At 69.2% G+C, this 24329-nt stretch carries 30 protein-coding genes; 15 read left to right on the forward strand and 15 right to left on the reverse strand.

The genetic code is table 11. From position 1 onward, the window contains the following. Positions 1-83: 83 nt before the first annotated feature. Entirely contained in the window at positions 84-1421 is a 1338-nt protein-coding gene (locus ACH49X_RS12290; RefSeq protein ID WP_195080653.1) for a carboxylesterase family protein, read from the forward strand. Between the two features lie 21 nt (positions 1422-1442). On the opposite strand, the gene ACH49X_RS12295 is transcribed toward ACH49X_RS12290, so the two are convergent. Genes ACH49X_RS12295 through ACH49X_RS12310 form a run of 4 tightly spaced genes read right to left on the reverse strand, consistent with a single transcriptional unit; the run spans position 1443 to position 4131 of the window. After that, positions 1443-2291 carry a polyphosphate kinase 2 family protein gene (locus ACH49X_RS12295; protein WP_357207432.1) on the reverse strand — a complete coding sequence of 283 codons (849 nt, stop codon included), beginning with the start codon at positions 2289-2291 and terminating at the stop codon, positions 1443-1445. A 27-nt stretch (positions 2292-2318) separates the two neighbouring features. Continuing rightward, positions 2319-3044, reverse strand: a complete 726-nt coding sequence (locus tag ACH49X_RS12300; RefSeq protein ID WP_195083177.1) for an ESX secretion-associated protein EspG — start codon at positions 3042-3044, stop codon at positions 2319-2321. Beyond that, positions 3041-3697 carry a hypothetical protein gene (locus ACH49X_RS12305; protein ID WP_323124658.1) on the reverse strand — a complete coding sequence of 219 codons (657 nt, stop codon included), beginning with the start codon at positions 3695-3697 and terminating at the stop codon, positions 3041-3043. The genes ACH49X_RS12300 and ACH49X_RS12305 overlap by 4 nt, the downstream gene beginning before the upstream one ends. A gap of 41 nt (positions 3698-3738) precedes the next feature. Then, on the reverse strand, positions 3739-4131 hold the full coding sequence (locus ACH49X_RS12310; protein WP_195083176.1) for a hypothetical protein: 393 nt from the start codon (positions 4129-4131) through the stop codon (positions 3739-3741). 177 nt (positions 4132-4308) lie between these two features. On the opposite strand from ACH49X_RS12310, the gene ACH49X_RS12315 reads away from it, so the two are divergent. Beyond that, the gene (locus ACH49X_RS12315) at positions 4309-5049 is read left to right on the forward strand and encodes a GntR family transcriptional regulator (RefSeq protein ID WP_357207435.1); all 741 of its coding nucleotides are present in this window, start codon (positions 4309-4311) and stop codon (positions 5047-5049) included. A 61-nt stretch (positions 5050-5110) separates the two neighbouring features. Then, positions 5111-5302, forward strand: a complete 192-nt coding sequence (locus ACH49X_RS12320) for a hypothetical protein (RefSeq protein ID WP_357112611.1) — start codon at positions 5111-5113, stop codon at positions 5300-5302. A gap of 70 nt (positions 5303-5372) precedes the next feature. Here the strand turns inward: ACH49X_RS12320 and ACH49X_RS12325 are convergent, their stop codons facing one another. After that, entirely contained in the window at positions 5373-6263 is an 891-nt protein-coding gene (locus tag ACH49X_RS12325; RefSeq protein ID WP_195083173.1) for an SDR family oxidoreductase, read from the reverse strand. Positions 6264-6519: 256 nt separating this feature from the next. Here ACH49X_RS12325 and ACH49X_RS12330 point away from each other — a divergent pair, with 256 nt between their 5' ends. Together ACH49X_RS12330 and ACH49X_RS12335 are read left to right on the forward strand one after the other, a co-directional pair. Then, entirely contained in the window at positions 6520-7290 is a 771-nt protein-coding gene (locus ACH49X_RS12330; protein WP_195083172.1) for a hypothetical protein, read from the forward strand. Positions 7291-7363: 73 nt separating this feature from the next. After that, positions 7364-7987 (forward strand): TetR family transcriptional regulator C-terminal domain-containing protein, encoded by a 624-nt coding sequence (locus ACH49X_RS12335; RefSeq protein ID WP_357207437.1) that lies wholly within the window; start codon positions 7364-7366, stop codon positions 7985-7987. On the opposite strand, the gene ACH49X_RS12340 is transcribed toward ACH49X_RS12335, so the two are convergent. From ACH49X_RS12340 to ACH49X_RS12355, 4 genes are all read right to left on the reverse strand, one after another. Continuing rightward, on the reverse strand, positions 7984-8619 hold the full coding sequence (locus tag ACH49X_RS12340) for a class I SAM-dependent methyltransferase (RefSeq protein ID WP_195083170.1): 636 nt from the start codon (positions 8617-8619) through the stop codon (positions 7984-7986). The genes ACH49X_RS12335 and ACH49X_RS12340 overlap by 4 nt on opposite strands. 13 nt (positions 8620-8632) lie before the next feature. Next, the gene (locus ACH49X_RS12345) at positions 8633-9883 is read right to left on the reverse strand and encodes a trans-acting enoyl reductase family protein (RefSeq protein ID WP_195083169.1); all 1251 of its coding nucleotides are present in this window, start codon (positions 9881-9883) and stop codon (positions 8633-8635) included. Between the two features lie 36 nt (positions 9884-9919). Beyond that, the gene (locus tag ACH49X_RS12350) at positions 9920-11332 is read right to left on the reverse strand and encodes an AarF/ABC1/UbiB kinase family protein (protein ID WP_195083168.1); all 1413 of its coding nucleotides are present in this window, start codon (positions 11330-11332) and stop codon (positions 9920-9922) included. A 222-nt stretch (positions 11333-11554) separates the two neighbouring features. Then, on the reverse strand, positions 11555-12223 hold the full coding sequence (locus ACH49X_RS12355; RefSeq protein WP_084485797.1) for a TetR/AcrR family transcriptional regulator: 669 nt from the start codon (positions 12221-12223) through the stop codon (positions 11555-11557). Positions 12224-12462: 239 nt separating this feature from the next. On the opposite strand from ACH49X_RS12355, the gene ACH49X_RS12360 reads away from it, so the two are divergent. The 5 genes from ACH49X_RS12360 (at position 12463) to ACH49X_RS12380 (ending at position 16598) form a co-directional block, all read left to right on the forward strand. Next, positions 12463-13797, forward strand: a complete 1335-nt coding sequence (locus ACH49X_RS12360) for a DUF445 domain-containing protein (RefSeq protein WP_195083166.1) — start codon at positions 12463-12465, stop codon at positions 13795-13797. 105 nt (positions 13798-13902) lie between these two features. After that, positions 13903-14409 (forward strand): helix-turn-helix domain-containing protein, encoded by a 507-nt coding sequence (locus tag ACH49X_RS12365; RefSeq protein WP_067797276.1) that lies wholly within the window; start codon positions 13903-13905, stop codon positions 14407-14409. Further along, positions 14406-15089: a heparin-binding hemagglutinin gene (locus ACH49X_RS12370; protein ID WP_357207439.1), complete on the forward strand. Its 684-nt coding sequence runs from the start codon at positions 14406-14408 to the stop codon at positions 15087-15089. The genes ACH49X_RS12365 and ACH49X_RS12370 overlap by 4 nt, the downstream gene beginning before the upstream one ends. 82 nt (positions 15090-15171) lie before the next feature. Beyond that, entirely contained in the window at positions 15172-15462 is a 291-nt protein-coding gene (locus tag ACH49X_RS12375; RefSeq protein ID WP_040870424.1) for a DUF2516 family protein, read from the forward strand. Between the two features lie 92 nt (positions 15463-15554). Next, positions 15555-16598 (forward strand): alpha/beta hydrolase, encoded by a 1044-nt coding sequence (locus ACH49X_RS12380; protein ID WP_357207441.1) that lies wholly within the window; start codon positions 15555-15557, stop codon positions 16596-16598. Positions 16599-16619: 21 nt separating this feature from the next. On the opposite strand, the gene purU is transcribed toward ACH49X_RS12380, so the two are convergent. Continuing rightward, entirely contained in the window at positions 16620-17510 is an 891-nt protein-coding gene (gene purU, locus ACH49X_RS12385) for a formyltetrahydrofolate deformylase (RefSeq protein WP_195083163.1), read from the reverse strand. 112 nt (positions 17511-17622) lie between these two features. On the opposite strand from purU, the gene ACH49X_RS12390 reads away from it, so the two are divergent. Both ACH49X_RS12390 and ACH49X_RS12395 read left to right on the forward strand, forming a co-directional pair. After that, entirely contained in the window at positions 17623-17874 is a 252-nt protein-coding gene (locus ACH49X_RS12390) for a FitA-like ribbon-helix-helix domain-containing protein (RefSeq protein WP_357207443.1), read from the forward strand. Beyond that, positions 17871-18287 carry a type II toxin-antitoxin system VapC family toxin gene (locus tag ACH49X_RS12395; protein WP_195083161.1) on the forward strand — a complete coding sequence of 139 codons (417 nt, stop codon included), beginning with the start codon at positions 17871-17873 and terminating at the stop codon, positions 18285-18287. Before ACH49X_RS12390 ends, ACH49X_RS12395 begins: the two co-directional genes overlap by 4 nt. A gap of 35 nt (positions 18288-18322) precedes the next feature. On the opposite strand, the gene ACH49X_RS12400 is transcribed toward ACH49X_RS12395, so the two are convergent. Then, positions 18323-18865: a GNAT family N-acetyltransferase gene (locus tag ACH49X_RS12400; RefSeq protein WP_195083160.1), complete on the reverse strand. Its 543-nt coding sequence runs from the start codon at positions 18863-18865 to the stop codon at positions 18323-18325. A 155-nt stretch (positions 18866-19020) separates the two neighbouring features. On the opposite strand from ACH49X_RS12400, the gene deoC reads away from it, so the two are divergent. Beyond that, a complete protein-coding gene (gene deoC / locus ACH49X_RS12405) occupies positions 19021-19689 on the forward strand; it encodes a deoxyribose-phosphate aldolase (RefSeq protein ID WP_357112592.1) in 669 nt (222 codons plus the stop codon). 72 nt (positions 19690-19761) lie between these two features. Here deoC and ACH49X_RS12410 read toward each other — a convergent pair whose 3' ends face one another. After that, positions 19762-20484: a DUF2993 domain-containing protein gene (locus ACH49X_RS12410; protein ID WP_195083158.1), complete on the reverse strand. Its 723-nt coding sequence runs from the start codon at positions 20482-20484 to the stop codon at positions 19762-19764. A gap of 99 nt (positions 20485-20583) precedes the next feature. Between ACH49X_RS12410 and ACH49X_RS12415 the strand changes: the two genes are divergently transcribed. Further along, the gene (locus ACH49X_RS12415) at positions 20584-21192 is read left to right on the forward strand and encodes a hypothetical protein (protein ID WP_357207446.1); all 609 of its coding nucleotides are present in this window, start codon (positions 20584-20586) and stop codon (positions 21190-21192) included. A gap of 16 nt (positions 21193-21208) precedes the next feature. On the opposite strand, the gene ACH49X_RS12420 is transcribed toward ACH49X_RS12415, so the two are convergent. The 3 genes from ACH49X_RS12420 to ACH49X_RS12430 form a co-directional block, all read right to left on the reverse strand. Continuing rightward, complete coding sequence (locus ACH49X_RS12420; protein ID WP_357207448.1) at positions 21209-22009, reverse strand: class I SAM-dependent methyltransferase; 801 nt, start codon at positions 22007-22009, stop codon at positions 21209-21211. Next, positions 21979-22500 (reverse strand): DUF2505 domain-containing protein, encoded by a 522-nt coding sequence (locus tag ACH49X_RS12425; RefSeq protein WP_195083156.1) that lies wholly within the window; start codon positions 22498-22500, stop codon positions 21979-21981. Before ACH49X_RS12425 ends, ACH49X_RS12420 begins: the two co-directional genes overlap by 31 nt. Positions 22501-22620: 120 nt before the next feature. Next, a complete protein-coding gene (locus ACH49X_RS12430) occupies positions 22621-23106 on the reverse strand; it encodes a DUF2505 domain-containing protein (protein WP_195083155.1) in 486 nt (161 codons plus the stop codon). Positions 23107-23235: 129 nt separating this feature from the next. Here ACH49X_RS12430 and ACH49X_RS12435 point away from each other — a divergent pair, with 129 nt between their 5' ends. Then, positions 23236-24315, forward strand: a complete 1080-nt coding sequence (locus ACH49X_RS12435) for a UDP-N-acetylmuramate dehydrogenase (RefSeq protein WP_397069748.1) — start codon at positions 23236-23238, stop codon at positions 24313-24315. The last annotated feature ends 14 nt before the right edge of the window (positions 24316-24329 follow it).

Genomic DNA, 24329 nt, shown 5'->3' on the forward strand with positions numbered 1-24329 from the left:
ATCGCAAGTTCTCTTGCGTTATGTGGCGGCGGCCCTTAGCGTGTGCTATCGCAAGTCGACTTGCGATAGAAGGCGAGAGTGGTATGGACGAGGTGATCGCGCCTTCCGGGCGCTGGCGGGGTGAGGCTCGCGGCGAGGTCGCGGTGTTCCGTGGCATCCCCTACGCGCGGGCCGAGCGATTCGGTGCGCCCGAGCCGGTCGCGCCGCCCGAGGGGGTGTACGACGCGACGCGCCCCTACGCGATCGCGCCGCAGCTGCCGGGACGGCTCGAGAGTGTGATGGGGCGGGCGGACCCGCTCGAGCAGTCGGAGGACTGCCTTGCGGTCACCGTCACCGCACCCGTGGCCGCCGAGCCGGGCGGACGTCCGGTGCTGGTGTGGTTGCACGGTGGCGCCTACCTGGCCGGCAGCGGGCAGTGGAACCTGTACGACGCGGTCCGGTTCGTGGGCGAGACCGGCGTTGTCGTCGTGTCGGTGAGCTACCGGCTCGGCGTGCTGGGTTATCTCCGTGCCCCTGGCGTGTCGGCGGGGAATCTCGGCTTGCTCGACCAGATCGCGGCGCTGCGGTGGGTGCGCGCGCACATCGCCGAATTCGGCGGCGATCCGCGGCGCGTCACCGTGGCGGGACAGTCCGCGGGCGGGCAGTCGGTCGTCGCGCTGCTGGGGATCGCGACGGCACGGTCGCTGTTCGCCGGGGCTGTCGTGCAGAGCGCGCCCTTCGGCATCGGATTCCACAGCCATCGGAGGGCCGAGCGGGTGGGAGCGATGTTCCTCGCCGAACTCGACGCCGATCCCCGCACCGCGTCCCTGCGCGAACTGCTCGCCGCGCAAGGACGCACCGTTCGCCGCTGCGCCGGGCCCGGCGCGCTGAATTCGGCGCCGCCCTTCTTGCCCGTGGCCGACGCGGGACCGCTGCCCGGCGAGCACACCTGGCGAGCAGCGGCGCGCGCCGCCGCCGCCGATCTGCCGGTCCTCCTCGGTTGCACGCAAGAAGAGGCGCGCGCCTTCTACGGTGGCCCGCATCCGGTCTTCGGCAGGCTCCGGCGACTACCGGCGCTCGGAGCCCGGCTGGACTCGGCGGCACAGCGGCTGATCGGGCGAAAGGCGTTCGAGGACGGCATGTTCCGATTCGCCGATGAACTGGCCGGCGCCGGGGCGCGCGTGTACTGCTATCGAATGGGACAGCTGCACCCGGAGAACCCCTACGGCGCCTGCCACTGCATCGATCTGCCGCTGCTGTTCGCCGACGGCGACACCTGGCGCGCCGCCCCGATGCTCGCGCCGCTCACCCCGGCACAGATCGATGAGCTGGGTGCCGGAACCCGCCGGTACTGGGGTGAATTCGTGCGCACCGGCCGGATCGCCGACACCGGCTGGACGCCGCATCGACCGGGCTCGCGTTTCGTCCGGCACTTGCCATGACCGCGCTCGTGCCGCCGGACGCTAGGCCCGCGCCAGGCGCCGCTTCTGGAGTTCGACGTCGAAGGTCGGCGGGGGCCAGTCGAGTTCCAGCCGCTCGAGTGTGGCGATCAGCAGTTCGGTGACGGCGAGGCGGGAGTACCACTTGCGATCGGAGGGCACGACGTGCCATGGCGCGTACTCGGTGGACGTGCGGTCCAGCATCGCCTGGTAGGCGTCCTGATAAGCGGGCCAGAACGCGCGCTCGTCGATGTCGGACGGATCGAACTTCCAGAACTTGTCCGGGCGTTCCAGCCGCTCGGCCAGGCGTCGCTTCTGTTCGTCGAGCGAGACGAACATGGCCACCTTCACCAGCGAGGTGCCCTCGTCGACCAGTTCCCGCTCGAACGCGTTGATCTCGTCGTAGCGCGGCTCCCACACCGTCGGCGGGACCAGATTGTGCACCCGCACCACGAGCACGTCCTCGTAGTGCGAGCGATCGAACACACCGAGCTGGCCCGCGCGCGGCAGCGCCTTGCGGATGCGCCACAGATAGTGATGGCGGCTCTCCTCCGGCGTCGGCACGCCGAACGCGGCGTGGTCGACGCCCTGCGGGTCGACCGAGCCGATGACGTGCCGGACGATGCCGCCCTTGCCCGCGGTGTCCATGCCCTGCAGGATCAGCAGCACGTTGCGCCGGTCGCCGCCGGCTCGGCCGTTGGCGTACAGCTTCTCCTGCAGATCCGACAGCACCTGGGCGCGTTCGGCGAGCAGGGCGACGCCTTCCTTCTTGCCGCCGGTGAACCCCGGCGTCCCTGAGGTGTCCAGCTCGGCCACGCGCAAGCCGTCGGCTCGCAAAGCCTCGGTCGGCGGCACCGTCCACTGCTCGGGCATGGCTCAACAGTAGTTGTCGCGCCCGCCTCACACTTGCGCGAGCCGCAGCAGCTGTGTGGCGAACTCCTCGTCGGACACCGGGGTGAGGGCGAGATCGTGCGCGGTGGTGAGCAAGTAGCGGCCGTCGCCGGTGAAGTCGAGCCAGGTGCGATGGCGGGTGGGCGGGGACATCGGGTTCTCCGGTTCCACCGTGACGGTGATGAAGCCACGCCCGTCCACCGGCTTGCGCAGGACTTGGCGGAACTTCGCCGCGCCGCGATGGCCATTGGTGACGAACGGCTCGGTGCGATCCGCATTCAGCACGGCGTCCTGCGGCTCGCGCATCGGGGCGAGTCTTCCCGGCCGCGCCGGGCCGATGACCTGCACCAGTCGTTCGCCCACGGCACGGGCGTGGCACATCTGTACGGTCACTCGCTGCGGTGTGGCGACCAGAATGCTCGCGTGATTGTGCACCACGGCGGCGAACGCGAGAATCCGTTCGGACTCGGCGCCGTCGCCGTCGCGCGCGAGCGCCGTGCGTTCGCCGGAGACGGTGATGGTGGTCGCGTCGTTGCGCGCGCAGAGCATCAGGGCGGCGGCCAGGTCCGGGTCGGCTTGGCGGGCGAAGCGCTGCGGCAGGCGGAGGGCGTGGTATTCGGACTCGGTCCGCGCCGTGGCCGACGGGACCATGTTGACCGGGTAGGGCCTGCGGTCCAGGCCGGTTTCGTTCGTCCAGACATGCGTGAACTCGTCCGGGCTGAGCACCCATTTCACCGCGTGCCGCCTCCGCGGACGGAATCCGGATCGCCGGGTGCGTTGTCGGAACCTTCGCGCGGCCGGGGGAATCGGGGGACGCGGTCGCCGGTGGCGGGCATGGTCGGGGTGTAGACGTAAGTCATCGTGTCCCGGACATCCGCCTCGATGTCTGCCGCCGCACTGTCGTGTTCCATCCTACGTTTTCCACCGTAAACCGCTTCGGCGGCCGGGTCCGCCAGCGGCCGATACCGCTGCGGCGGCGCGATCGCGCCCCGGACCGTCTGCGCGGCATCGCTATTCAACTCCATCAGCCGGGCGACCGCCCGGCACACGTCGTGCACATCCCCGCCCGCGCGGACGAACTGCCTGGTCGCGCCCACGGCGGCGTCGGCAGCCCGGCCCGACCAGCGCGCGAACTCGCGGTTGGTGGCATCGGAGAAGGCCTGGAACGCGTCGGCCACCGCGGTAGCGTTGGCCTGCCATGCCGCGGCGATGCGGCCGAGCGCCGCCGGGTCGAGCGCCTCGTGCACCAGATCCCAGATCTGCTGATGGGTGTAGGCGCCGAACAGTTCCCGATCCGGCGCGTAGGCGGGATCGGTCGCGTCGTCGGTGAATCCGGCCAGTTCCTGCCGGATGCCGTCGGCGGCGGCGCGTGCCGCGGGGTCTGCCATCCGTCGTCCCCCTCACTCGGTCCCGGCGCGCGGGCGCGCGCTCACCGGGGCTCCAGATATTCGGCGACCAGCCGCAGCGCGGCCTGATTGGCCGCCTCGGCGTCGGCCAGCCGGTTGGCCGCGGCGAGATACGCGGCCTTGAACAGCAGCGCCGTCTCCTGGAACGCGGCCAGGGTGTCCAGGTATTGCCGTCCCTTCGCGGCGAACCCGCGGGTGAGGCCGTGTCCGGTGGGCAGATCGGGAAAACCGCTCACCTCGGTGACGAGGTGTTCGTCGGCCATCGCGCGGCCCAGATCGTCGACCAGCCGGTCGCACGCGGCGGCGAGATTCTCCGCGACCGCGGTGTCCAGTTCGAACCTCTCGCCCCCACCTGCGCCGATGGCCGCCGCGTACAGCTCTCGCGCCGCCCCCTGCCCGGTATCGGGTACCGCCACCTGGAAGCCCCCTTCCGCTCGGTCCTGTTCGTACCGCGCTGTACTGGCGTCGCACTTTACCGGGCGGTACAGCGCGGCGGACGGCCTCGGTGCGCGCTTGTGCGCAGGCCCCGGCGCCCGGCTCCGCCGTTGTTACACTGACCAGCGGTCCGAGGGGTGGTGTGGGGAAGGCGACCGGTGGCCGGAATCGACGGGGCAGTCCCGAAATATCTACAGATCGCCGAGCATTTGCGGGATCTGATCGAGCGCGGGGAACTGGCTCCCGGCGCCGAGGTGCCGTCGGAGCGCGAACTCGCCGCGCGCTGGCAGGTGGCCAGACCCACCGCTGCCAAGGCGTTGAATGCGCTGCGTCAGCGGGGAATCGTCACGTCCCGGCGTGGGTCGGGCACCTATGTGGCCGAGCGTTCGGCGTTGATGCGGGAGAGCGCGCCCCGATACGGACCCGCGCCCGAAAGCGAATCGGTGACCGTGCTGAGAGCCGAAATGCTGGAAGGGTCGCGGTATGTCACCGAATCGCTCGGCTTACCCGCGTCGAGCGCGGTGTTCACGCTGGAAACAGTGCGCGCGAACGACTCTCGGAACAAGCGCCTGATGACCTGTTGGTATCCCGGTGAGCTCGCCGAGGGTGCGCTCGGGTCTGGGCCCGCGTCCGATTCGGGTGGAATCGCGCGGTATTTGGCAGACGCCATCGGACGCGCCGCCGTGGTGGTGCGCGAGAGCGTCGGCGCCCGGCTGGCCACGGATGACGAGCGGCGCCGTCTCGCGCTGCCGGATCCGGCGGCGGTGCTGGTCGTGCGGCGCACGGTTCTGGACGGACGCGGCGTCGCGCTGGAGTACCGCGAAAGCGTCCACCCACCCGGCCACCCGATCGAGACACGCGAGTATCCGGCCAGGTCAGCGGCCGATTTCCGCCGTTGACACCCCCGCTCCGCAACTGGCATAGTCCACTTGTCGGGAGTGGCGAAGGGTGGGAGGGGCGATGTCCGATCAGTTGACCGTCGGCGGCTGGGTGGTCGTGGGGGAGCAGTGCTCGGTCCGGCTGGCCCCGGTACCGGGCGGTGACTTGCTGGCCTTCGTCTTCGAAAGCAGCGGAACCGAATTCGAATTGGCCCTGGCCCCGGCGATCCTGCACCGCATGGTGGATCTCGGCGCCGCCTCGTCGGCACGGTGACAGCGCGGGCCGTCACGGCATTCGGAAACCTTGTGCCCGAGACCGCTTTTCGGCTGAGTAGGCAGTGGTTTCACGCGTCGATGAAAAGATCGTTGGCCAGCTCGCCCGCGCCTGGCACGACCCGATAGTGGTCCAAATCGATGCGCCCATGGGAAGCGAGGACTTCCTCGTCCAGCAGCAGCTGGCCGGTGTAGGCGTTCGCGGGGCTGGTCACGATCAGCAAAGCGGCATCCGCGCAGATGAACGGGTTGCGGGACGCGGCGACGGCCTCCGCGCCGCCGAGTAGGTTGCGCACCGCGGCGGTGTCGATCTTCGTGCGCGGCCACAGCGAGTTCACGGCGATGCCGTAGCGCCGGAACTCGTGTGCCAGACCGATGGTCGCCACGCTGACACCATATTTGGAGACGGTGTAGGCCACCCCGTTGCCCACGTGCTCGGGATTCATGTTCAGGGGCGGGGAGAGGGTGAGGATGTGGGGATTCCGCCCGGCCAGGGCGGAGGCGCGCAGATGCGGCAGCGCCAGCTTGGACAGCAGGAACGGCGCGCGGACATTGACGGCTTGCATGTGGTCGTAGCGCTGCATGCCGATCTGCTCGGCGCCGGTGAGGTCGACCGATCCCGCGTTGTTGACCAGGATGTCGATGCCGCCGAAGCGCTCGGCGATGCGATCGACCGCCTCCGCCATGGCCTTGTCGTCGCGCACATCGGCCACCAGCGGCAGCACGGCGCCGCCCGCCGCCTCCGCCTCCGCGGCGGCGGTGTGAATGGTGCCGGGCAATTTGGGGTGTGGCTCCTGGGTGCGTGCGATCATCGCGACGTTCGCGCCCTCCGCGGCGAACCTGATCGCGATCGCCAAGCCGATGCCACGGCTGGCGCCGGTCACGACGGCGGTCCTGCCCGCGAGCAGATCCCCGGTCGCCTCTCCTGGAGCGGACGCGGGCGTGGGTAGGGGACTGTTCATGGCTGGGTCCTCTGGCTGGAACTCGATCTTGTCGAGTGAGGCTAGCTGGCATTCGCCGGGCGCGGGGACGGATCGTCGTCCACACGTCGTTCGCCCCAGGATGAGGCGGCCGCATTCCCGGCGTGCTCGAAGGCTGGTACGCGGCAGCGGTCGAAAGAGCAATCGAATTTTCTGTGTGATCCATGGAACCGGCGATAGTCGGGATGCGTCAGTAACAGTGACGAACTTTTGCCTGGACGCGAACAACGGAGGTGCGATGGCTACCCGGACGGTGCCGCGGCCTCCATTCCCGCCGGCGCTACTCGCCGATCTGCATGCGGGCAATGTGACCGCGGCGCAGCGCGAGCGGTTGTGGCCGATCGTCTCGTGTGATCCAGAAGCGTCGCGGTATCTGCGCGGGCTGGACGAGATCAGCGCCGAGCTGGGTGCGCTGAATCGGGACGAACGCGCCATCCACGCCATGCCGGAGGACGTCACCGCTCGGCTCGCCCGATTCATCGGCACCCTGACGGCGCCCGAGAACGCCACGGTTCATGAGCTGTCGCGTGTCCGTGCGGGCCGATTCCGCCGCGATGGCAGATGTTCCCGTTCCGGCGCGGTTCCCGCGTCCACTGTCGACGAGCGCCGCCGCACCGGGGCGCGCAGGTTCGCCGCGGCAGCCGCGGTGATCGTCACCGTCGCCGCGGCGGGCTCGGTCGTCTCGACGATGGACGGCCGTGACGCCCCTGTCCCCGCCGCGCGTCTCGCCGTCGGCGACGACGAACTCACCGCCACCCTGGCGCTCGGCACGCTGGGCCGCCACACCGTCACCGGCTTCCTGTCCGACCCGGAAGCGTTACGGCGCTGCGTCCGCGCGAACGGGCTCGACCGCGCCGTGCTCGGTTCTGCCGACATCGCGTTCCAGGGTGATGACGCGGTGCTCGTCCTGCTCAACGGTCCGCGCCCGCCCGCCATCACCGTGCTGGTCGTCGGAACCGGCTGCGACACCGGTGCGCCGCAGCGAAAGGTGGTGCGGGACATCGGCTGATCTCGTCGCGGCAGGTCACCTGTGCGCAGCGCACGGCAGCCTGGCCGTAGCGCGGTAGGCTATGACAGTCGTCATGGCCGAGGGAGGAGAAGGGGTGGCCGAAACGCCGCAGGCGCGGGATCGGATGGTGGCGGGCGCGGCCGACATGATCCGCCGCCACGGTTTGAACGCGACCAGCGTGCGGGAACTGGCCAAGCACGCCCAAGCGCCGCTCGGCTCCACCTACCACTACTTTCCCGGCGGCAAAGCGCAACTTGCGGCCGAAGCCGTGCGCTTCGCCGACACCCTGACCGCCCGCGAACTGGCGCAAGGACTGGCGGCCGGACCGGTCACCGGATTGCGGACGTTCGCGGACATGTGGCGAAAGGTGCTGGAAGACAATAATTTTCAGGCCGGATGCCCGGTGCTCGCGGTCTCGATCGAGGCGCAGGGGGATGACGGCGGGCCGCAGCGGGCCGCGGCGGCCGCGTTCGAGAACTGGACCCGGCTGTTCACGCGGTCGTTGCGCGACCAGGGCGCGAGCGCGTCCGACGCCGAGCAGACCGCCACCCTGATCATCGCCGCGGTCGAGGGCGCGGTGGCGATGTGTCGGGTTGAGCGCGACACCCGCCCGCTCGACCGCACCGTGGACAAGCTCGAATTCCTGATCCGAGCCATCACCGGCGCTCGAGCGCCGCGCCCGAACGCGGCGACCTAGCGTGCGGGTTTCGTCGCGCTGACGTACTGCAGCAGGCGATGGACCCGCTGGTCGATCTCCACCAAACCCTCCTCGGCGAACAAGGCGGGAAAGGTCCGGCCGCCGAACACCCGCAGTCCGCTCAAACCGCCCACCACGCGGCTCACCTCACCGATCGGGTTGGCGGCACGGTGGCTGGTGGTGATGGCGATGCGGCCACCGGGTGCGAGGACGCGGATCATCTCGCGAGCGGCGACGAGCGGGTCCGGGATGAGGTAGAGGGCGCCGAAACAGCAGACCGCGTCGAAGGTTCCGTCCGCGAACGGGAGTCTGCGCGCGTCGCCGCGCAGATATCCGACGCGCGGTCCGGCGTTGTCCGCGACGGCGCGCGCCAGCATCGGCTCGGAGTAGTCCAGGCCGATCGCGTAGCCGTCGCCGGACAGCTCCTCACTCAGGTACCGGGTGAAATTGCCCGGCCCGCAAGCGATGTCGAGCACCTTCTGCGCGCCGCCGAGCCGCAGGGTCGCGACCGCGTCACGCCGGTCGGACGCGGTGGTCCGCCCGCTGGCGAGGTAGAACAGGGCCGGCCGCCACGCTCGCTCGTACACCGCGGCGAGCGCGGGGGCGTTCATCGTCTTCCGTGCGAGATTCACCGGAATGCGTCCCTCAGGCGCGGTCGACGGTGATCGTCATGCCCGCACCGCGCAGCCGCTCGGTGAGCGCGTCGCCCATCGCCGCGGCCGGGGTGAGGATGCCGGCGAGCTCGGGTTGCTTGTCGGTGTCGAATGCCAGGCACAGGCCGCTCTCCCCGAGCAGCACGGCGGTGGCCTGGTAGCCGGGGTCGCCGGAGCCGGAGAAGGTGGCGACGTACTTCGCGCCCGAGGTGGTGTGCGCGAACGTCTTCATGGTGAACCAGCCGCTCTTGCGCGCCTGCTCGCTCGGCCCGGTGCCGGGCTTGGGCAGCACGCGATCGAGCAGTTTGCGGCCCACCGCTGCCCGCGACAGCAGCGCTCCCGCGGTCATGCCCGCCACGATGCCGCCCGCCATGCCCGCCGCGACCAGCGGCGCCATCCGCGACTTGCCCGCGCTCATCACCTCGCGGTAGCGGAAGTTCTTGCCGTACACCCAGCCGAGCAGGCCGTTGGAGCGGCGCACGATCTTGGTGTTGTGCGCGGCCATGACGAATGTGCTCACCCACCCGTCCAGGCTCGGGTCGATGGCGCTCGCTCGCGACAGCGCCTGATCGGACTGGCGGCCGACGTCGGGATCCATCGACTTGTCCGGGCTCAGCGAGTACGGGTGCGACATCACCTTGCCCTTGGCCGGGTCGGCGGCGATCGCCTCCATCATGGCGCGGCCGGAATCGATGGTTCCGCCGCTGACGCCGCCCTTGAGCGAAGCCACCAGCGTGGTGTCGGCCAGCTCGCCGGTGTTGTCCTCGACCGTGCGGCGATAGAGCTGGTACACGCTCAGATCGGACGGGATCGAGTCGTAGCCGCAGGAGTTCACGATCTTCGCGCCCGTGGCGGCGGCCTGTTCGTGGTAGGCGTCGATGGCGTCGCGGATGAACAGCGGCTCGCCGGTGAGGTCGGCGTAATGGGTGCCCGCCTTGGCGCAGGCCGCCACCAGCGGCATCCCGTAGCGCAGGTATGGGCCGACCGTGGTGACCACGACCTTGGTGCGCGCCGCCAGCTCGTCCAGCGCCGTCTGGTCGTTCGAGTCGGCCACCACCAAGCCCCACTTCGCGGCCTTCGGGCCGAGACTCTCGCGCACAGCGGTCAACTTGTCCAGCGATCGTCCGGCCAGCGCCATCCGGGCGGATTCCGGCGCGGCCCCGACGAGATATTCCGCGGTCAGCTTGCCGACGAAACCCGTCGCGCCGAAGAGGACCAGGTCGTATTCCCGTGTGTCTGCCATGGTTTTCCGTTCTGCGGTCGTGTCGCCGGGCGGCGGCTACTCGGTGGTCTTCTTGCGCGGCCGTTGCGGCGCGGCGCGGGGACGGTCGGCGAGCCAGGCGTGATGGGCCCGGCCGAGTTCGGTGACCGGTGGTTCGTCGTAGAGCCATTCCCTGGCGATGCGATGCCAGTTCGCGGTGCAACCGAGGTGCCCGAGCATGCCGAAGGTCAGGAAGTCGGCGCGGCGCGAGAAGAGATGCTCCGGCGGCAGATTCTGCTGCTTCATGCCGGTGAACTCGCTGGCTCTCGGATCGACCGCGAGCAGGAAGGCGCCGCTGGCCAGCTCGGGGGTGATGGTCAGTTCCTCGTCCACCAGACACCATTCCGAGGCGGCCAGCACGTATTCCAGGCACTCCTCCGCGCCGATCTCCTGCGGCGAATCGATGACGCCGCGCTTGATCATCAACTCGCGCAGGTCTTCCGCGCGATCTTCGGCGGCGGCCCGCAGGCAGACCAGCTCGAACTGCACGTGCTCGGCATCCATACGGTTGAACAATCCGAAATCCAGGAAGCCGACCCGGCCGTCCGAGGCCAGCAGCACGTTGCCCGGATGCGGATCACCGCAGAATTCGTTGAAGGTGAACAGCGATCCCACGTAGAACCGGTAGATGATCTCGCCGATGCGGTCGCGCTCCGCCTGGGGCAGCTGCCGGATCTCATCGAAGCCCTTGCCCTCCACGTATTCGGTGACCAGCACCCGCGTGGTGGAGAACTCCGGCAGCGAGCGCGGCACGATCACGAACGGATGCCCGGCGTACAGCTCGGCGATCTGCAACTGGGTGGCCGCCTCGGCCCGGTAGTCGAGCTCGGCCTCCATGTTCAGCCGCAGCTCGTCCAGCACCGCGGGCGTCACCCACGGCATCGCGGACTGCAGCACGCGCCGGAACATGGCTAGATTCTTCAGATCCGCGCGCACGGCGGCGTCGATGCCCGGGTACTGCACTTTCACCGCGACCTGGCGGCCGTCGTGTAGTCGGGCCCGGTACACCTGGCCGATCGAGGCGGCGGCGACGGGCTCGGCGTCGAACTCGGCGAAGACCGCGTCGAGCGGCTTGCCGAAATCGTCCTCGATCACTTGGCGCATGGCCGCGAAGGAGACCGTCGGGGCCGCGTTGCGCAGCACGGCCAGGCGTTTCTGGAATCGCTCCCGATGATCCTCGGGCACCAAGTCGAGATCGAGCACCGACATCATCTGCCCGAGCTTCATGGCGACGCCCTTCATGGTGCCCAGCACCGTGACCACCTGCTCGGTGGTGCGGATCATCGACTCCTCGGCCATCTTCGCCCGGACCGCCTCGGATCTGCCCCGCATGGTCAACCGCGTGCGCTGGTTGCGAAGCACCGAACTGGCTGCCACCGCGCCCAGCTTCGTGCCACGAGCAAGCCGAGAGGTCGGTACTTGCTTCGCCATCGAGGTACCTCCGTTGGTGCCGCGGTCGGAGCGACGGACACGCGGGCGGCAGCGTGCGGGACCATGGTGTCCCGCGCAACCGCCGTCGAGTACGGCGCCGGCGGTGACGCAACACACTCGGCGCACCGCTCGGGTTCAGACTAACCAAGGTTCCGGCAAAGTCGACAGTGCCGGTGAACTTTTGCAAGCGGTCCAGCTAGCACCGGGGGCCGATGGCTCGATTCAGTCTTGGGCGGGCGTCTCGGGGGTGGGCAGCACGTGTGGCTGCGCGTTGAACGCCGCGGGCGAACCGCCTGCCCGGGCCATGCCCTCGATGGCGCTCCAGGCGAGCATGGTGAGGTAGTCGATCACGTCCTCGCGCGACAGCGACTTGTTGGTCGACCACCAGTGCGTGGCCAACTGAATGCCGCCGACCAGCACATACGACGCCAGCGCCGCGCCCTCGGTCGCCACGCCCCGGTCCTTGGCGCGCTCGGTGATGACCGCGCACACCACCTCGGCGAAAAGCTTCTCGAACTCCGCCAGCGAGGACTGGTCGGCCGAGCCGTTGCCCATGATGAAGCGGTAGACCTCGGGGTCCTCGTCGACCGTGCCGACGTACTCGGCCAGCGCGGAGCGCACCAGCTGGTATTCGTCGGCGTCCAGGCTGATCGCGCCGTACACCCGCGGCATCAGCGTGGTTTCGATGAACCGCTGCATGGTCGCGTGGACCAGGTCGTTCTTGTCGGAGAAATAGCGGTAGAGCACGGTCTTGGAGACGCCGATCTCCGCGGCGATCTCGTCCATGCCCGCGTTGCTGCCCCTGGTGCGCACGGCGGCGAGGGTGCCGTCGACCAGTTCCTCGCGGCGATCGATCTTGTGTTGCCGCCACCGGCGCTTGCGGCCGTCCATCCGGCCGCCGCGCACCGCCGACGGTCGCTCGCCGACATCGACAAGGTCTTCGGTGGACAGCGTGGGCTCCCTCGTTCGTAAGTGCTCCGGTGGCTACCAGCTTAGGTCCCCGCTACCCGTGATATGCGCTTTTGAGCCCGGATGCGGTAGGAACCACAGTCCGCAGGCCGGGTGCGTCCGATTTGTGTGAAGTCGCTCGCCCCGCTCGCCACTGCGCCGGGCACAGCAGAATGGGAGGCATGGAGAAAGCTCCCGGCAATACCGCGGTGCTGGACGCCCCTGCCGCGCCTGCCGCCGCGCCCCTCGGCTTCGCCGCCGTGCTCGACGAGGCGGCCAAGCGTCGTGACCTGTGGCGGATGAAGGCGTTCGCCACCGGCCTGCTGGCCATGGCCACCGCGATCTATCTGTTCTGCCGCTGGACCGAATCGCGCGGGGCGGGCGGCGACTGGGTCGGTTACCTGCGGGCCGCCTCGGAGGCGGGCATGGTCGGCGCCCTGGCCGACTGGTTCGCGGTGACCGCACTGTTCCGGCATCCGCTCGGCCTGCCCATCCCGCACACGGCGATCATCCGGCGAAAGAAAGACCAGCTCGGCGCCAGTCTCGGCACCTTCGTGGGCACCAACTTCCTGGCGCCGGAAGTGGTGTCGGCGAAGTTGAGTTCCGCGCAGGTCTCCCTGCGGGTCGGGCGCTGGATGGCCGATCCTGGTCACGCCGCGCGCGTGGCGCAGGAGAGTTCGACGATCCTGCGCGCCGTCGTCGGCGTGCTGCGCGACGAGGACGTGGAGCAGGTCATCGACAACACCATCGTCAAGCGGATCGCCGAGCCGCTGTGGGGTCCGCCGATCGGGCGGGTGCTCGCGGAACTGCTCGCCGACAACCGGCAGCTGGCGCTGCTGGACCTGCTCGCCGAGCGCGCGCACCAGTGGGCCCTCGGATCCCAGGAGACGATCGATCGGATCGTCCTGCGGGACGCGCCGCAGTGGGCGCCGAAATTCGTCAACATCCTGCTTTCCGAACGGATCTACCGGGAACTGGTGGAGTTCACCTGGAAAGTCCGCTCCAACCCGGAGCACGAGGTCCGTCTCGCCGCCAATCGGTTCCTGGAGGAATTCGCCGAGGACCTGCAATTCGACGACGCCATGATCAAAAAGGCCGAGCGGGTCAAGGCGCAGATCATGGGCCGGGAGGAGATCACCGGACTGGCCTCGGCCACGTGGCGCGCGGCGAAGCGGCTGATCCTGGAATCCGCCGACGATCCGAACAGCACGCTGCGGCGCAAGGTCGCCGAGAACGTGCAGCAGCTCGGCGAGCGCCTGCGCGACGACGCGGATATGCGGGCCAAGGTCGACGGCTGGATCGATCGCGGCGCGCGCTACTTGGTGGAAAACTATGCCGGTGAGATCAGCACCCTGGTCACCGACACGGTTGCCCGGTGGGATGCCGATGAAGCGAGCAAGAAGATCGAATTGCAGGTCGGCCGGGATCTGCAATTCATCCGCATCAACGGAACCGTCGTCGGTTCGCTTGCCGGACTGGCGATCTACACGATTTCCCACGTGATGTTCGGCGGTTGATCCGCGGCGTGCGGAACGTTTGCCGAAACTCTGCTAGCAGACTGCTTGCAATAGCTAGCACCCTGACCTAGAATCGAATTCGTACAACCCGCCAGAAGGTGAGTGATGGCTGACCAGCCCGAGGTTTCCGCCGAGTACACCGACAGATCGGACGAGCACTCGTCCGGCGCCGGGGAACGAGGGGGTCGCGTCGTCAGTGCGGCGCACGACATCGGAGGCTTCATCAGGGCGCAGCGAGAAGCCGCGCAAGTCTCGCTGCGTCAGCTCGCCCAGCTGGCGGGGGTGAGCAATCCGTACCTCAGTCAGATCGAGCGCGGACTGCGCAATCCGTCCGCCGAAGTGCTCACGCAGATCGCGAAGGCGCTGCGGGTCTCTTCGGAGGTCTTGTACGTACGGGCTGGCTATCTCGAGCAGCGGCCGCACAGTCCGGTCCGGGACGCACTGCTCGCCGACACGTTCATCAGTGAGCGGCAGAAGCAGGTGCTGCTGGACATCTATGAATCGTTTCGCCGGGAAAACGGAGGAAACGAGGCAGGGGGGGATGTATGGGACAGCGACGTTCCGCGCACGACAACCGAAACTCCGCCACGCCAGGAGAACGAAACACCATGACCGAGAAGAACGCCACCGTCACCAAGCCCTTGCTCGCCACCGTCGGCGCGGGTGACGCCCTCTACACCGCCGTCAACGACGCCTTCGCCCAGGTGCGCGAGCGCGCGGCGGCCACCGAGGTGCAGGCCCGGGTGGAGGAGGCGCGCGAGCGCTTCGCCAACGTTCCCGCCGATGTCCAGGACCGATTCGAGTCGCTGCGCGAGCGGCTGTCGGGTCTGCCGTCGGAACTGCCCGACGACCTCGCCGAGCTGCGCGAGAAGTTCACCGCCGAGGAGCTGCGCGCGCTGGCCGAGAAGTACTACCGGCAGGCGCTCGACCTCTACGCCGACCTCGCCGTCCGCGGTGAGGAGGCCATCGAGCGGCTGCGCGCCAACCAGGTCGTCGACGAGCGGATCGGCAAGGTCGAGACCCTCTACGGCGACGCGGTCAGCCGCGCCGAGGACGTGCTCGAGCGCGTCAACGGGCTGCTCGGCCGCCCGGCCAAGGCCGAGGTCGAGGTCGAGGCCGACGCGGTGGCCGACCCGGCGCCGGTCGTCGAGGCCGAGGTCGTCGAGGTGACCACCGAGGCCACCCCGGCTCCGGTCACCAACGGCGCGCCGAAGAAGGCGCCGGCCAAGAAGGCCGCCACCCCGGTCGCCAAGAAGGCTCCGGCGAAGAAGGCCGCCCCCAAGAAGGCCTGATCCGCCCGCGACAGAGACGATTCGACGCCCTCGCGCACCCCTGGTGCGCGAGGGCGTTGCTTCTATGATGGGTGGGGTGAATATGGTGCACGGATTGACCGGGATGATCCTGCTGGTGCTGTGGCTGGCGGCGCTCGGTGCGACGATTTTCGCGCTGATCCACGCCGTGCGTCAGCGTCCGGACGCGTTCACCGCGGTTGACAAGCTGACCAAGCCGATCTGGCTGGCGATTCTCGGGGCGGCCGTGCTCGTGCTCCTGCTCTCGCCCGCGGGTCTTGGCCTGCTCTCCTTCGCGGCGATCATCGCCACGGGTGTCTACTTGGCCGATGTGCGGCCCAAGGTGGACGAGGTGCAGCGGGGTCCGCGCTGGTGAGGGTGGAGTTCGCCGACGAGTAAGGGTGCTTGCACTAGCAAGCGGCGCGAATCGGGGTTACTGTATCTAGCAGTAACACAAAGGAGTGTCCGATGCGTGCCATGCTGCCGACCGCGTTGACGAGCTTCCCGGCCCTGCTCCGGAGCTTGCGCGACGCGCACAGCGCCGACCTGCGTTCCCGTACCTACCGGACCGCCGCGTTCAACCCGCCGACCGCGCCTCGCGAGGTGATTCCGGTCCGGGCCGGTGACGGGGCGCGGCTGCGCGTGCACGCCTACGGCCCGTCGGACGCCCCGGCCGTCGTGCTCGTGCACGGCTGGACCTGCTGCCTCGAATACTGGAATCCGCAGATCAACGCGTTCGCGGGCGAATACAGGGTGATCGCGTACGACCAGCGCGGTCACGGGGAGAGCGAATACGGCTCCAGCGAGCTGACCATGGACCTGCTGGCCGACGACTTGGCCGCCGTGCTCGACGCCGCGCTCGCGCCGGGACAGCGCGCGGTGCTGGTCGGACACAGTCTCGGCGGCATGACGCTGCAGGCGTGGGCCGGGCGCTACCCGGAGCGGGTCGCGCGCCAAGCGCTCGCGGTGCTGCTGACCAATACCGCGGCGGACCGGCTGATCCTGGAAACTACGGTCGTGCCGCTGCTGAACCGGCCGCTGCGGCTGCTGCAACTGAAAGTGCCGCTGCCGTTCCTGTTCGGCAGGCTGGGGCTCGCAGCCCCGATCGTCTTCCCCCCCATCGCGCCGGTGCGCTGGCTGTTCGCGCGCCAGATCCTCAGCACCGCGGCCAAGGGCGAGTTGTTGGATTTCAGCATGGCCATCGTGCGGTCGTGTCCGGCCTGGGTGCGCTCGAAGTTCGGTTTCCTGCTGGCCACGATGGATGTCGGTGAGTCGGCCCGCGACCTGGTCGTGCCGACGACGGTGATCTCGGGACAGTTCGACGACATGACGCCGCCGGTGCACTCCGAACGCATCGTCGAACTGCTCCGGCAGACCGGCAGCCTCGCGCGTTACCAGGTGCTGCCCACCGGCCATCTCGGGAATGTCGAAGCCTACGAGCGGTTCAACGAGGAACTCGCGCGCGTTCTGACCGCGGCGAACAAGCCGAGCCGCGCCGATCTCGCGGGCTGACGCGCCGGGGGTTCGCGCCCCTCAGGAGAAGACGACCGTCCGGCGGCCGTGTACGAGGACCCGGCCCTCCAGATGCCAGCGCAGCCCCCGCGCCAGCACCACCCGCTCGATGTCGCGACCCTGGCGGACCATGTCGCGCACTTCGTCGGCGTGGTCGATGCGGATGACGTCCTGCTCGATGATCGGGCCCGCGTCCAGTTCGGCGGTCACGTAGTGGCAAGTGGCTCCGATCAGCTTCACGCCACGGGCGAACGCCTGGTGGTACGGGCGAGCGCCGACGAACGAGGGCAGGAAGCTGTGGTGGATGTTGATCGCCCGGCCCGCCCAGTGCTCGCACAGTTCGGCGGGTAGCACCTGCATGAACCGCGCCAGCACCACCGCGTGCGGGTCGTGCGCGTCCACCAGGGCGCGCACCTCGTCGAACGCTGGGCCGCGCTCGGCCGGGTCCTTGGGGAACGGCACGTGATGGAACTTCACCCCGTGCGCCTCCGTCATCGCGGCCAGATCCGGGTGGTTGCCGATCACCGCCTCGATGGTGGCGGGCAGTTCACCGCTGGCCGCGCGCCCGAGCAGGTCGTGCAGGCAATGGCCGTCCTTGCTCACCAGCAGGACCGCGCGGCGGCGCGCGCCGGAGTCCAGCAATTGCCATTCGGTATCCGGTCCGAGATCCGCGGCCACCCCGGCGAACCGGTCGCGCAGTTCCGCGATACCGAACGGCACCGTCGCGGCCCTGATCGCCTGACGCGTGAAGAACCAGCCGGTATCCGCGTCGGAGTGATACCCGGCCTCCACGATCGAGCCGCCGAACTCGGCGATGAACGACGTGATCCTGGCGATGATGCCCGGCCGATCCGGGCAGCCGAGAGTCAGCACATAGCGGCGGTCGTCCAGGGCGGATGGAGCGGAACTCATGAGCACATCCTTCCAGGCGCGCTGTGCGTTGATCATCGAGCCTCTGGGCCTATGATTGAAGTCAGTGAAGGCAATGGCGCTATTGCTGTCAAATCGGAGCAGGTGAGTGGATATGGCAAGGCTGACCGTTCGCGATCTACCCGACGACGTCCGCGAGGCGTTGCGTGTACGTGCCGCGCAGCATGGACGCAGCACCGAGGCGGAGGTGCGGGCAATCCTTATCGAAGCCGTTTCTCCCGTGGCGCAGGTGGAGCTCGGGTCGTTGCTCGCGGAGATCGGGCGCGAGGTCGAACTCACCGACGACGAATTCGAAGCGCTGAACGCGCGTGATCGACGGCCGGGTAGCCCCATGGAGTTCGAGTGATCGTTCTCGATACGAACGTCATTTCCGAACCGCTGCGCAAGGCTCCAGACCCTGGCGTAGTCGCTTGGATCAATGCGCAACCTCTGCGCACTCTCTACCTGTCAGCTGTCACTGTCGCCGAGTTGCGGTTCGGCATTGCCGCGATGCCTCCCGGTAGGCGGCGAGACAACTTGCGCGACAAATTCGAAACTCGTGTGTTGCCCCTATTCGCAGGACGAGTACTCGCCTTCGATATCACCACCTCTGCGGTGTATGCCGAACTCATGGCTGCCGCCCGCGCCACCGGAGCTGCGATCGGTACTGCCGACGGCTATATCGCCGCGACCGCCAGCGCTGCTCGGATGGCCGTCGCCACTCGCGATACCGCGCCGTTCCGAGCTACCGGAGTGCCCGTCATCGACCCGTGGGCCTAGCGCCCGCTGCGCACGACCAAGCGCTGAGCCGGGGCTCAGAGGTGGTAAAACGGCTCCGCGTAATGGAATTCGCCGGTGATCTGGGAGTCGTAGGCCGACAGGGAGCGGACCTGGAAGTGGCTGATCCAGGCCGGGTCGTCGGGGGTGATGCCGAGACGGGCGGCGGGCACGAAACCGAAGCGCGGGTAGAACTCCAGGCTGCCGAGCAAGCCGATCAGTGGTTCGTCGAGCGCGTCGGCGGCGCCGAGCGCCGCGTGCATGAGGGCCGAGCCGACTCCGGCGCCCTGATGGTCGGCGAGAACGCCGATCGGGCCGAGGGCCAGCACGGGGAACGGGCCGACCGCGGCTCTGGTCAGGCACACGTGGCCGATCACGCTGTCGTGCTCGATCGCCACCAGCGACAGCGTGGGGATCCAGCCCTCGTCGCTGCGCAGCTTCGCGACCAGATCCACCTCGGGCGGGGCGGCGCCGGGACGATCACCGGACGCGGCGGCGTGGGCATAGCGAGGCGCGAATGCGCTGCGATGCACCGCCGCGATCGCAGTGGCGTCGTCGACGCGTTCGCGACGGATCAGCACGGTCGTCTCCTCCCGGACGAAGTAGGGCCCATCCGCGCACGTCGGTCGGTCGACCGTGGCGTCACGTGGTCCGATGCGCCATCAGCTACGAGTGTGCGGGAACTGCCGCCGGGCGCGCAACGGAATTCGCGTCCGGTATGCCAGACTCTCACCCCATGGCAAGTTCCGCGTCGCTGACCAGGGCCGAAGTGGCCGCCATGATCGATCACACGCTGCTCGCCCCGGAGGCGACGCCCGCGCAGGTCGGCGCGCTGATCGAAGACGCGCGGGCGTTGGGCGTGCTCGCGATCTGTGTGTCGCCGTCCATGTTGCCGGTGCGCGCGCCGGGACTGGTGGTCGCGACGGTCGCCGGATTCCCTTCCGGGAAGCATCATTCCCTGGTCAAAGGCGCCGAGGCGCGGCTGGCGGTGGACCAGGGCGCCGCCGAGGTGGACATGGTCATCGATGTCGGCGCGGCGCGCGCGGGTGATTACACGGCGGTGTTGTCGGACATCGTCACGGTGCGCGAAGCGGTCGGCGATCGAGCGCTGTTGAAAGTGATCATCGAATCCGCCGCGCTGCCGGACGAAGCGATCGTGCGGGTGTGCCAGGTCGCCGAACGCGCGGGCGCCGATTTCGTGAAGACCTCCACGGGATTTCATCCCGCGGGCGGCGCGAGCGCGCACGCGGTGCGGTTGATGGCCGAAACGGTCGGCGACCGGCTGGGTGTCAAAGCCAGTGGCGGTATCCGCACCGCCGAGGCGGCCGCGGAGCTGATCGCGGCGGGCGCGACCCGGCTCGGGCTGTCGAGATCGCGCGAAGTGCTCGACGGCTTCCCGGCCTGACCAACAGCGGAAGACGTTCGCCCACATCGCCGAAGCGTTTGCGTACGGCCGAATGCCGTGCGGCGCTGCGGGTCAGCAGCGCATGTCGGAGCTGTCGCCGGAAGACTCGAGCTGGGTTCGCCCACCGGAGAGGTGGACATCGACGCCTGAGTCGGTGACCTTCAGGTCGGTCGCCGTCATGCCGAGCGGGTAGCTCTGCAGGCTCTTGGTGAACAGGTCGACGATGCCCTGCACCAGATCGGAGGGCAGGCCGATGCCGAGCAACTGCGCCGACATCGTCTCCACCTGCACCGTGCCGTTGACGATCTGCGGCTTCAGTTGGAGTTCGGCGAAACCGCCGAGCACCGACAGAGTGAGCATGCCGGTGCTCGCCGAGGAACTCACCCCGCTGACCATGCCGCCGAGGGTTTCCTGAATGCCTTCGTTGCTCCAGGTGACGTCGGCCGAGGAGCTGCCGATCACGCTTCCGTTCCGATCGGAGACGTCGACGTCGCGGAAGACGGCGTGCACCACCATCCCGACGGCCGGACCGAACTTGGAGTCGTCGCTGTTCACCTTCACCGAGGGCACCTTGCCGTCGATCCAGGTGAGCAGCATCGGCTTGGGCCCGAAACCCACGTCGATCTTCGACCCCATCTCCTTCTCGAACTGCGAGCTGATGCAGTTCGAGACCGTGTGCCTGGCATAGGCCTCGCCGCCGACCAAGACCGTGGCGAGCAGAATCGCTACCACGGTCAGCGCGATCAGCAGGCCCCGCCGGTTGATCGTCGAGGTTGAGGTTGCGTTCGTACTCATGGCCAAAATTCTTCCCGACCTTTCTGTGCCGTCTCTGAGGAGGCAGTGAGGGGTTCGAATGTGACATGAAGCACAAAAAGCGAGCGTAGCCTGATGCCCATGGCTGGCGAAGCGGCAAGCCGCGCGATCGGATCCGCGGAACAAGGATGGCGCGTTCTGCGTCGCTGGGCCGGTCGGCACGCCGGTTTCTTCACGACTCGTCAGGTGCTGCGCACCGGGTGTGGGGCCCGGGTGCGGGCAGGTCTCGGTGACGGTTCGGTGACCAGGGCCGGAGTGGGCATGCTCCGGTTGGCCGGGTGGCGGGACGGCCCGCTCGACGAATACGCGATGTGGGCGGCCTGGTTCGACGGCGCCGCGGTGGTCTCCCATCAGAGCGCGGCGGAGCTGCACGGGCTCGGCAGTCTGCGCCCGCGGTTCCTGCATCTGTCGGCGCGGGCGGGACGCCCGCCGGTGACGCCGCGACTTGTGGTCGTGCGCCGCGCGCTGACCGGCGCCGAGGTGGAATCGGCTGGTGCGTTCCTGGTGACGACGCCGGTGCGTACGGTGCTCGACCTGGCCGAGTCCGATATCGGGCAATCCGCCTTGAACGAGGTGGTGGCCGACGCGGTGGCCATCCACCGCTGCGCGGGCGAGGAGATCACCGACGCGGGGGCGCGCCTGTCGCCACGCGCCGCGCGCCGGGTGTACCGGGCGCTTGCCGTAGCGTGACGAAACCGCGCCGGCGTCAACCGAGCGGCGCGACCGCCGACCACGGCACCGAGAGCACGTTGTCGCGCAGGCGGCGGCGGTAATGGCGGATCGGGAACCCTTCGGCGTGCAGCGCCCGCGCCGCCGCGCGCCAGCGGACGCGGGGACCGTACGGCCCCAGCGGCGCGGCGTGCGCCCAGGCGCGATCCGCGGCGGCGAGCAGCGTGTGGATCGGTTCACCGGGAATGTTGCGGTGGATCAACGCCTTCGGCAGGCGTTCGGCGAGGTCGGAAGGGCGCTCGACGGTGAAGGGATCCCAGGCCAGGGTGAGCGAGCGCGGCCCGTCCCGGTCGAGCAGAATCCAGGCGCAGCGCCTGCCCAATTCGTCGCAGGTGCCGTCGACCAGCAGCCCGTCCGGCGCCAGCCCGGCCAGCACCGTCGACCATGCCGCGCCGACCGCCGATTCCGGGTACTGCCGCAGCACGTTGAAGGCGCGCACCAGAACCGGTCGCAGCCCGGCCAATTCGAATCCGCCGCGGGCGAAGGTGACGCCGTCGCGGCCGGGCACCACGCGCTGCGGGTCGATCTCCAATCCGACGACCCGCACGTCGGCGCGGATCATGCGCAGCCGGGCGGCCAGCTCGAACGTGGTCCACGGGCTCGCGCCGTACCCGAGATCGACGACCAGTGGATCGGGCGCGACGCGCAGCCGATCGGCGACGAGGTCGTCGTTGATCAGCCAGCGGTCGCTGCGGCGGAGACGGTTGACGGCGGTGGTGCCACGAGTGATGGTGCCGACCGGTCTGGTCAGCGAGTGGGGTGCTGTTCTTCCAGCCACTGCACCGTGAACTCTGCCTCGCCGCGGAACAGGTCGACCAGGTTGACCAGCATCAGCTGTTCCAGGCGCGGGCCGACCATGGGGATGAACACCTTCGCCTCGGACGAGAAGCGCATCGTGCAGCCGGTGTCGGTGGGGAACAGGCGGATGGTGCCGCCGAGGCTGCCGGGGCCCGCCGGGATGGACGCCGAGTACTTGCCGGTGGTCTCATCCTCGGCGTACGGGCTGTAGAACTCCTTGCGGGTGATCACCATGTCCTTGCGCATCACCGTCTGGGCGATCTCCGGGAGCATGTCGCGGGGCAGTACGTGGTGCAGTTCGACAGAGATTCCGTCGTCGCCTGCCTCCAGCCGGGCCACTTCGTTGCCGGGGGTGTACTTCCGCATCTCTTCCATCCGCGCGTCCCAGTAGTCGCGGTTCGACAGCGCCGCGTACAGCTCTTTCGTGGTGTGCAGCGGATAGCGGGCGGAGTAGTCCAATCGGCGTGCCATGGGCTCACAGGTTACCGGGACCGGCGGCGCCGACCTCGCCGGGCGGGTGGAGTGCGGAACTCACACGAATGCCGGGACGGCACGATGTGACGTCGAACAGTGACCGCGCTGCGCGGCCGGTCAGTGCGCCGCGAGCCAGTTCTCGGTGAACTCCGCCTCGTTCTTCAGCAGCTCGGTGAGGTGCTCGGCGATCGCCTTCTCGATCTTGCTGCCGAACAGCGGGATCTTCACCTCGATGGTGCCGTCGACCGTGGTGACGGCGCCGGAGCCCTCGGCGGCCAAGGCGATGGCTCCGCGCACCTCGGCGGGCGCGCCATCGACGCGCGCGGTGAAGGTGGCCTGGTCTCCGGTCCAGTGCTCGACGCGCGGGATGATCAGATCGCCCGGCCGCACCGCCGTGATCGCGGCGGGGAGCAGTTCGGCGGCGATGGCCTGCACCATCTCGACACGCACTTCGTCACCGCTGATGGTGACCGAATCCAGCCGGGCGTTGGGGCCGCCGACCTGCGCGATGCGATCCTTCCAGTACTGGTCGTTCGCGAAAGCCGCGCGCACCGCGGCGGTCGGATGGGTATAGCGGGCCGTGTACGCCAGCGGTGTAGCCATGGCTCCACACGCTACCGTGTGGCGCTCGCGCTCCACGAGCCGTGCTGTCCGATCTGCTCGTGGGCTGAATACGCCAGCTCGTAGCCGATAGCGCGCACGCTACCGTTTACCACCGTGCGAACTTCACGAGTGGTTCCGTCGGATCTTCTCGCCGGCACCGGCGCGCGGCTGCGCGCAGGCGTGCGGCTGGCGGAGCTGACCACGCTGCGCGTCGGCGGCCCCGCGCTGGTCGCCGAATGCGCGACGACCGAGTCGCTGGTCGCCACGGTCCGCGCGCTGGACGCCGCCGGTGTCCCGGTGTTGCTGCTCGCGGGTGGTTCCAATCTGCTGATCAGTGACGACGGCTTCGACGGCGTGGTGGTGCGGATCACGACCACCGGCGTCGAGATCGGCGACGGCGGTGTGGTGGCCGAGGCGGGCGCGAACTGGGACGCGGTGGTGCGCGCGACGGTCGAGGCCGGTCTCGGAGGATTGGAGTGCCTGTCCGGCATTCCCGGCTCGGCGGGTGCGACGCCCGTGCAGAACGTGGGCGCCTACGGCGCGGAGGTGGCGAACCTGCTGCGCCGGGTGCGTCTGCTCGATCGCGCCAGCGGCGAGATCCGGTGGGTGGAGCCGGGCGAACTCGGTTTCGGTTACCGCACCAGCGTGCTCAAGCACCGCGACGACGCCGTGGTGCTCGCGGTCGATTTCGCGCTGCGCGCCGACGGTTCCAGCGTGCCGCTGCGGTACGGCGAGCTGGCCTCAGCGCTGGGCGCTTCGGACGGCGAGTCCCGCCCCGCCGCGCAGGTGCGGGAGGCGGTGCTGCGGTTGCGCGCGGGCAAGGGCATGGTCCTCGATCCCGCCGATCACGACACCTGGAGCGCGGGTTCGTTCTTCACCAATCCGGTGGTCGCGCCGGAGCGGGTGGCGCAGGTGCGCGCCGCGATCGCCGCCCACGTGGGCGACGTCGCGGTGCCGACCTACCCCGCGCCGGACGGGGTCAAGTTCTCCGCGGGCTGGCTGATCGAGCGGGCGGGTTTCGCCAAGGGCTTCCCCGGCGACGGCGCGCCCGCCCGGCTGTCGACGAAACACACACTGGCACTGACCAATCGCGGCGGCGCGGCGGCCGACGATGTGGTGGCGCTTGCCAGGACCGTCCGCGACGGCGTGGCAGAGCGTTTCGGGATCCGGCTGGAACCCGAACCGGTCACCGTGGGCGTCACGCTCTGACCCGTTGAGGCCGA

This window comes from Nocardia sp. NPDC019323 (genome assembly GCF_044389845.1).
In the GTDB taxonomy this organism is placed as follows: Bacteria; Actinomycetota; Actinomycetes; order Mycobacteriales; family Mycobacteriaceae; genus Nocardia; species Nocardia implantans.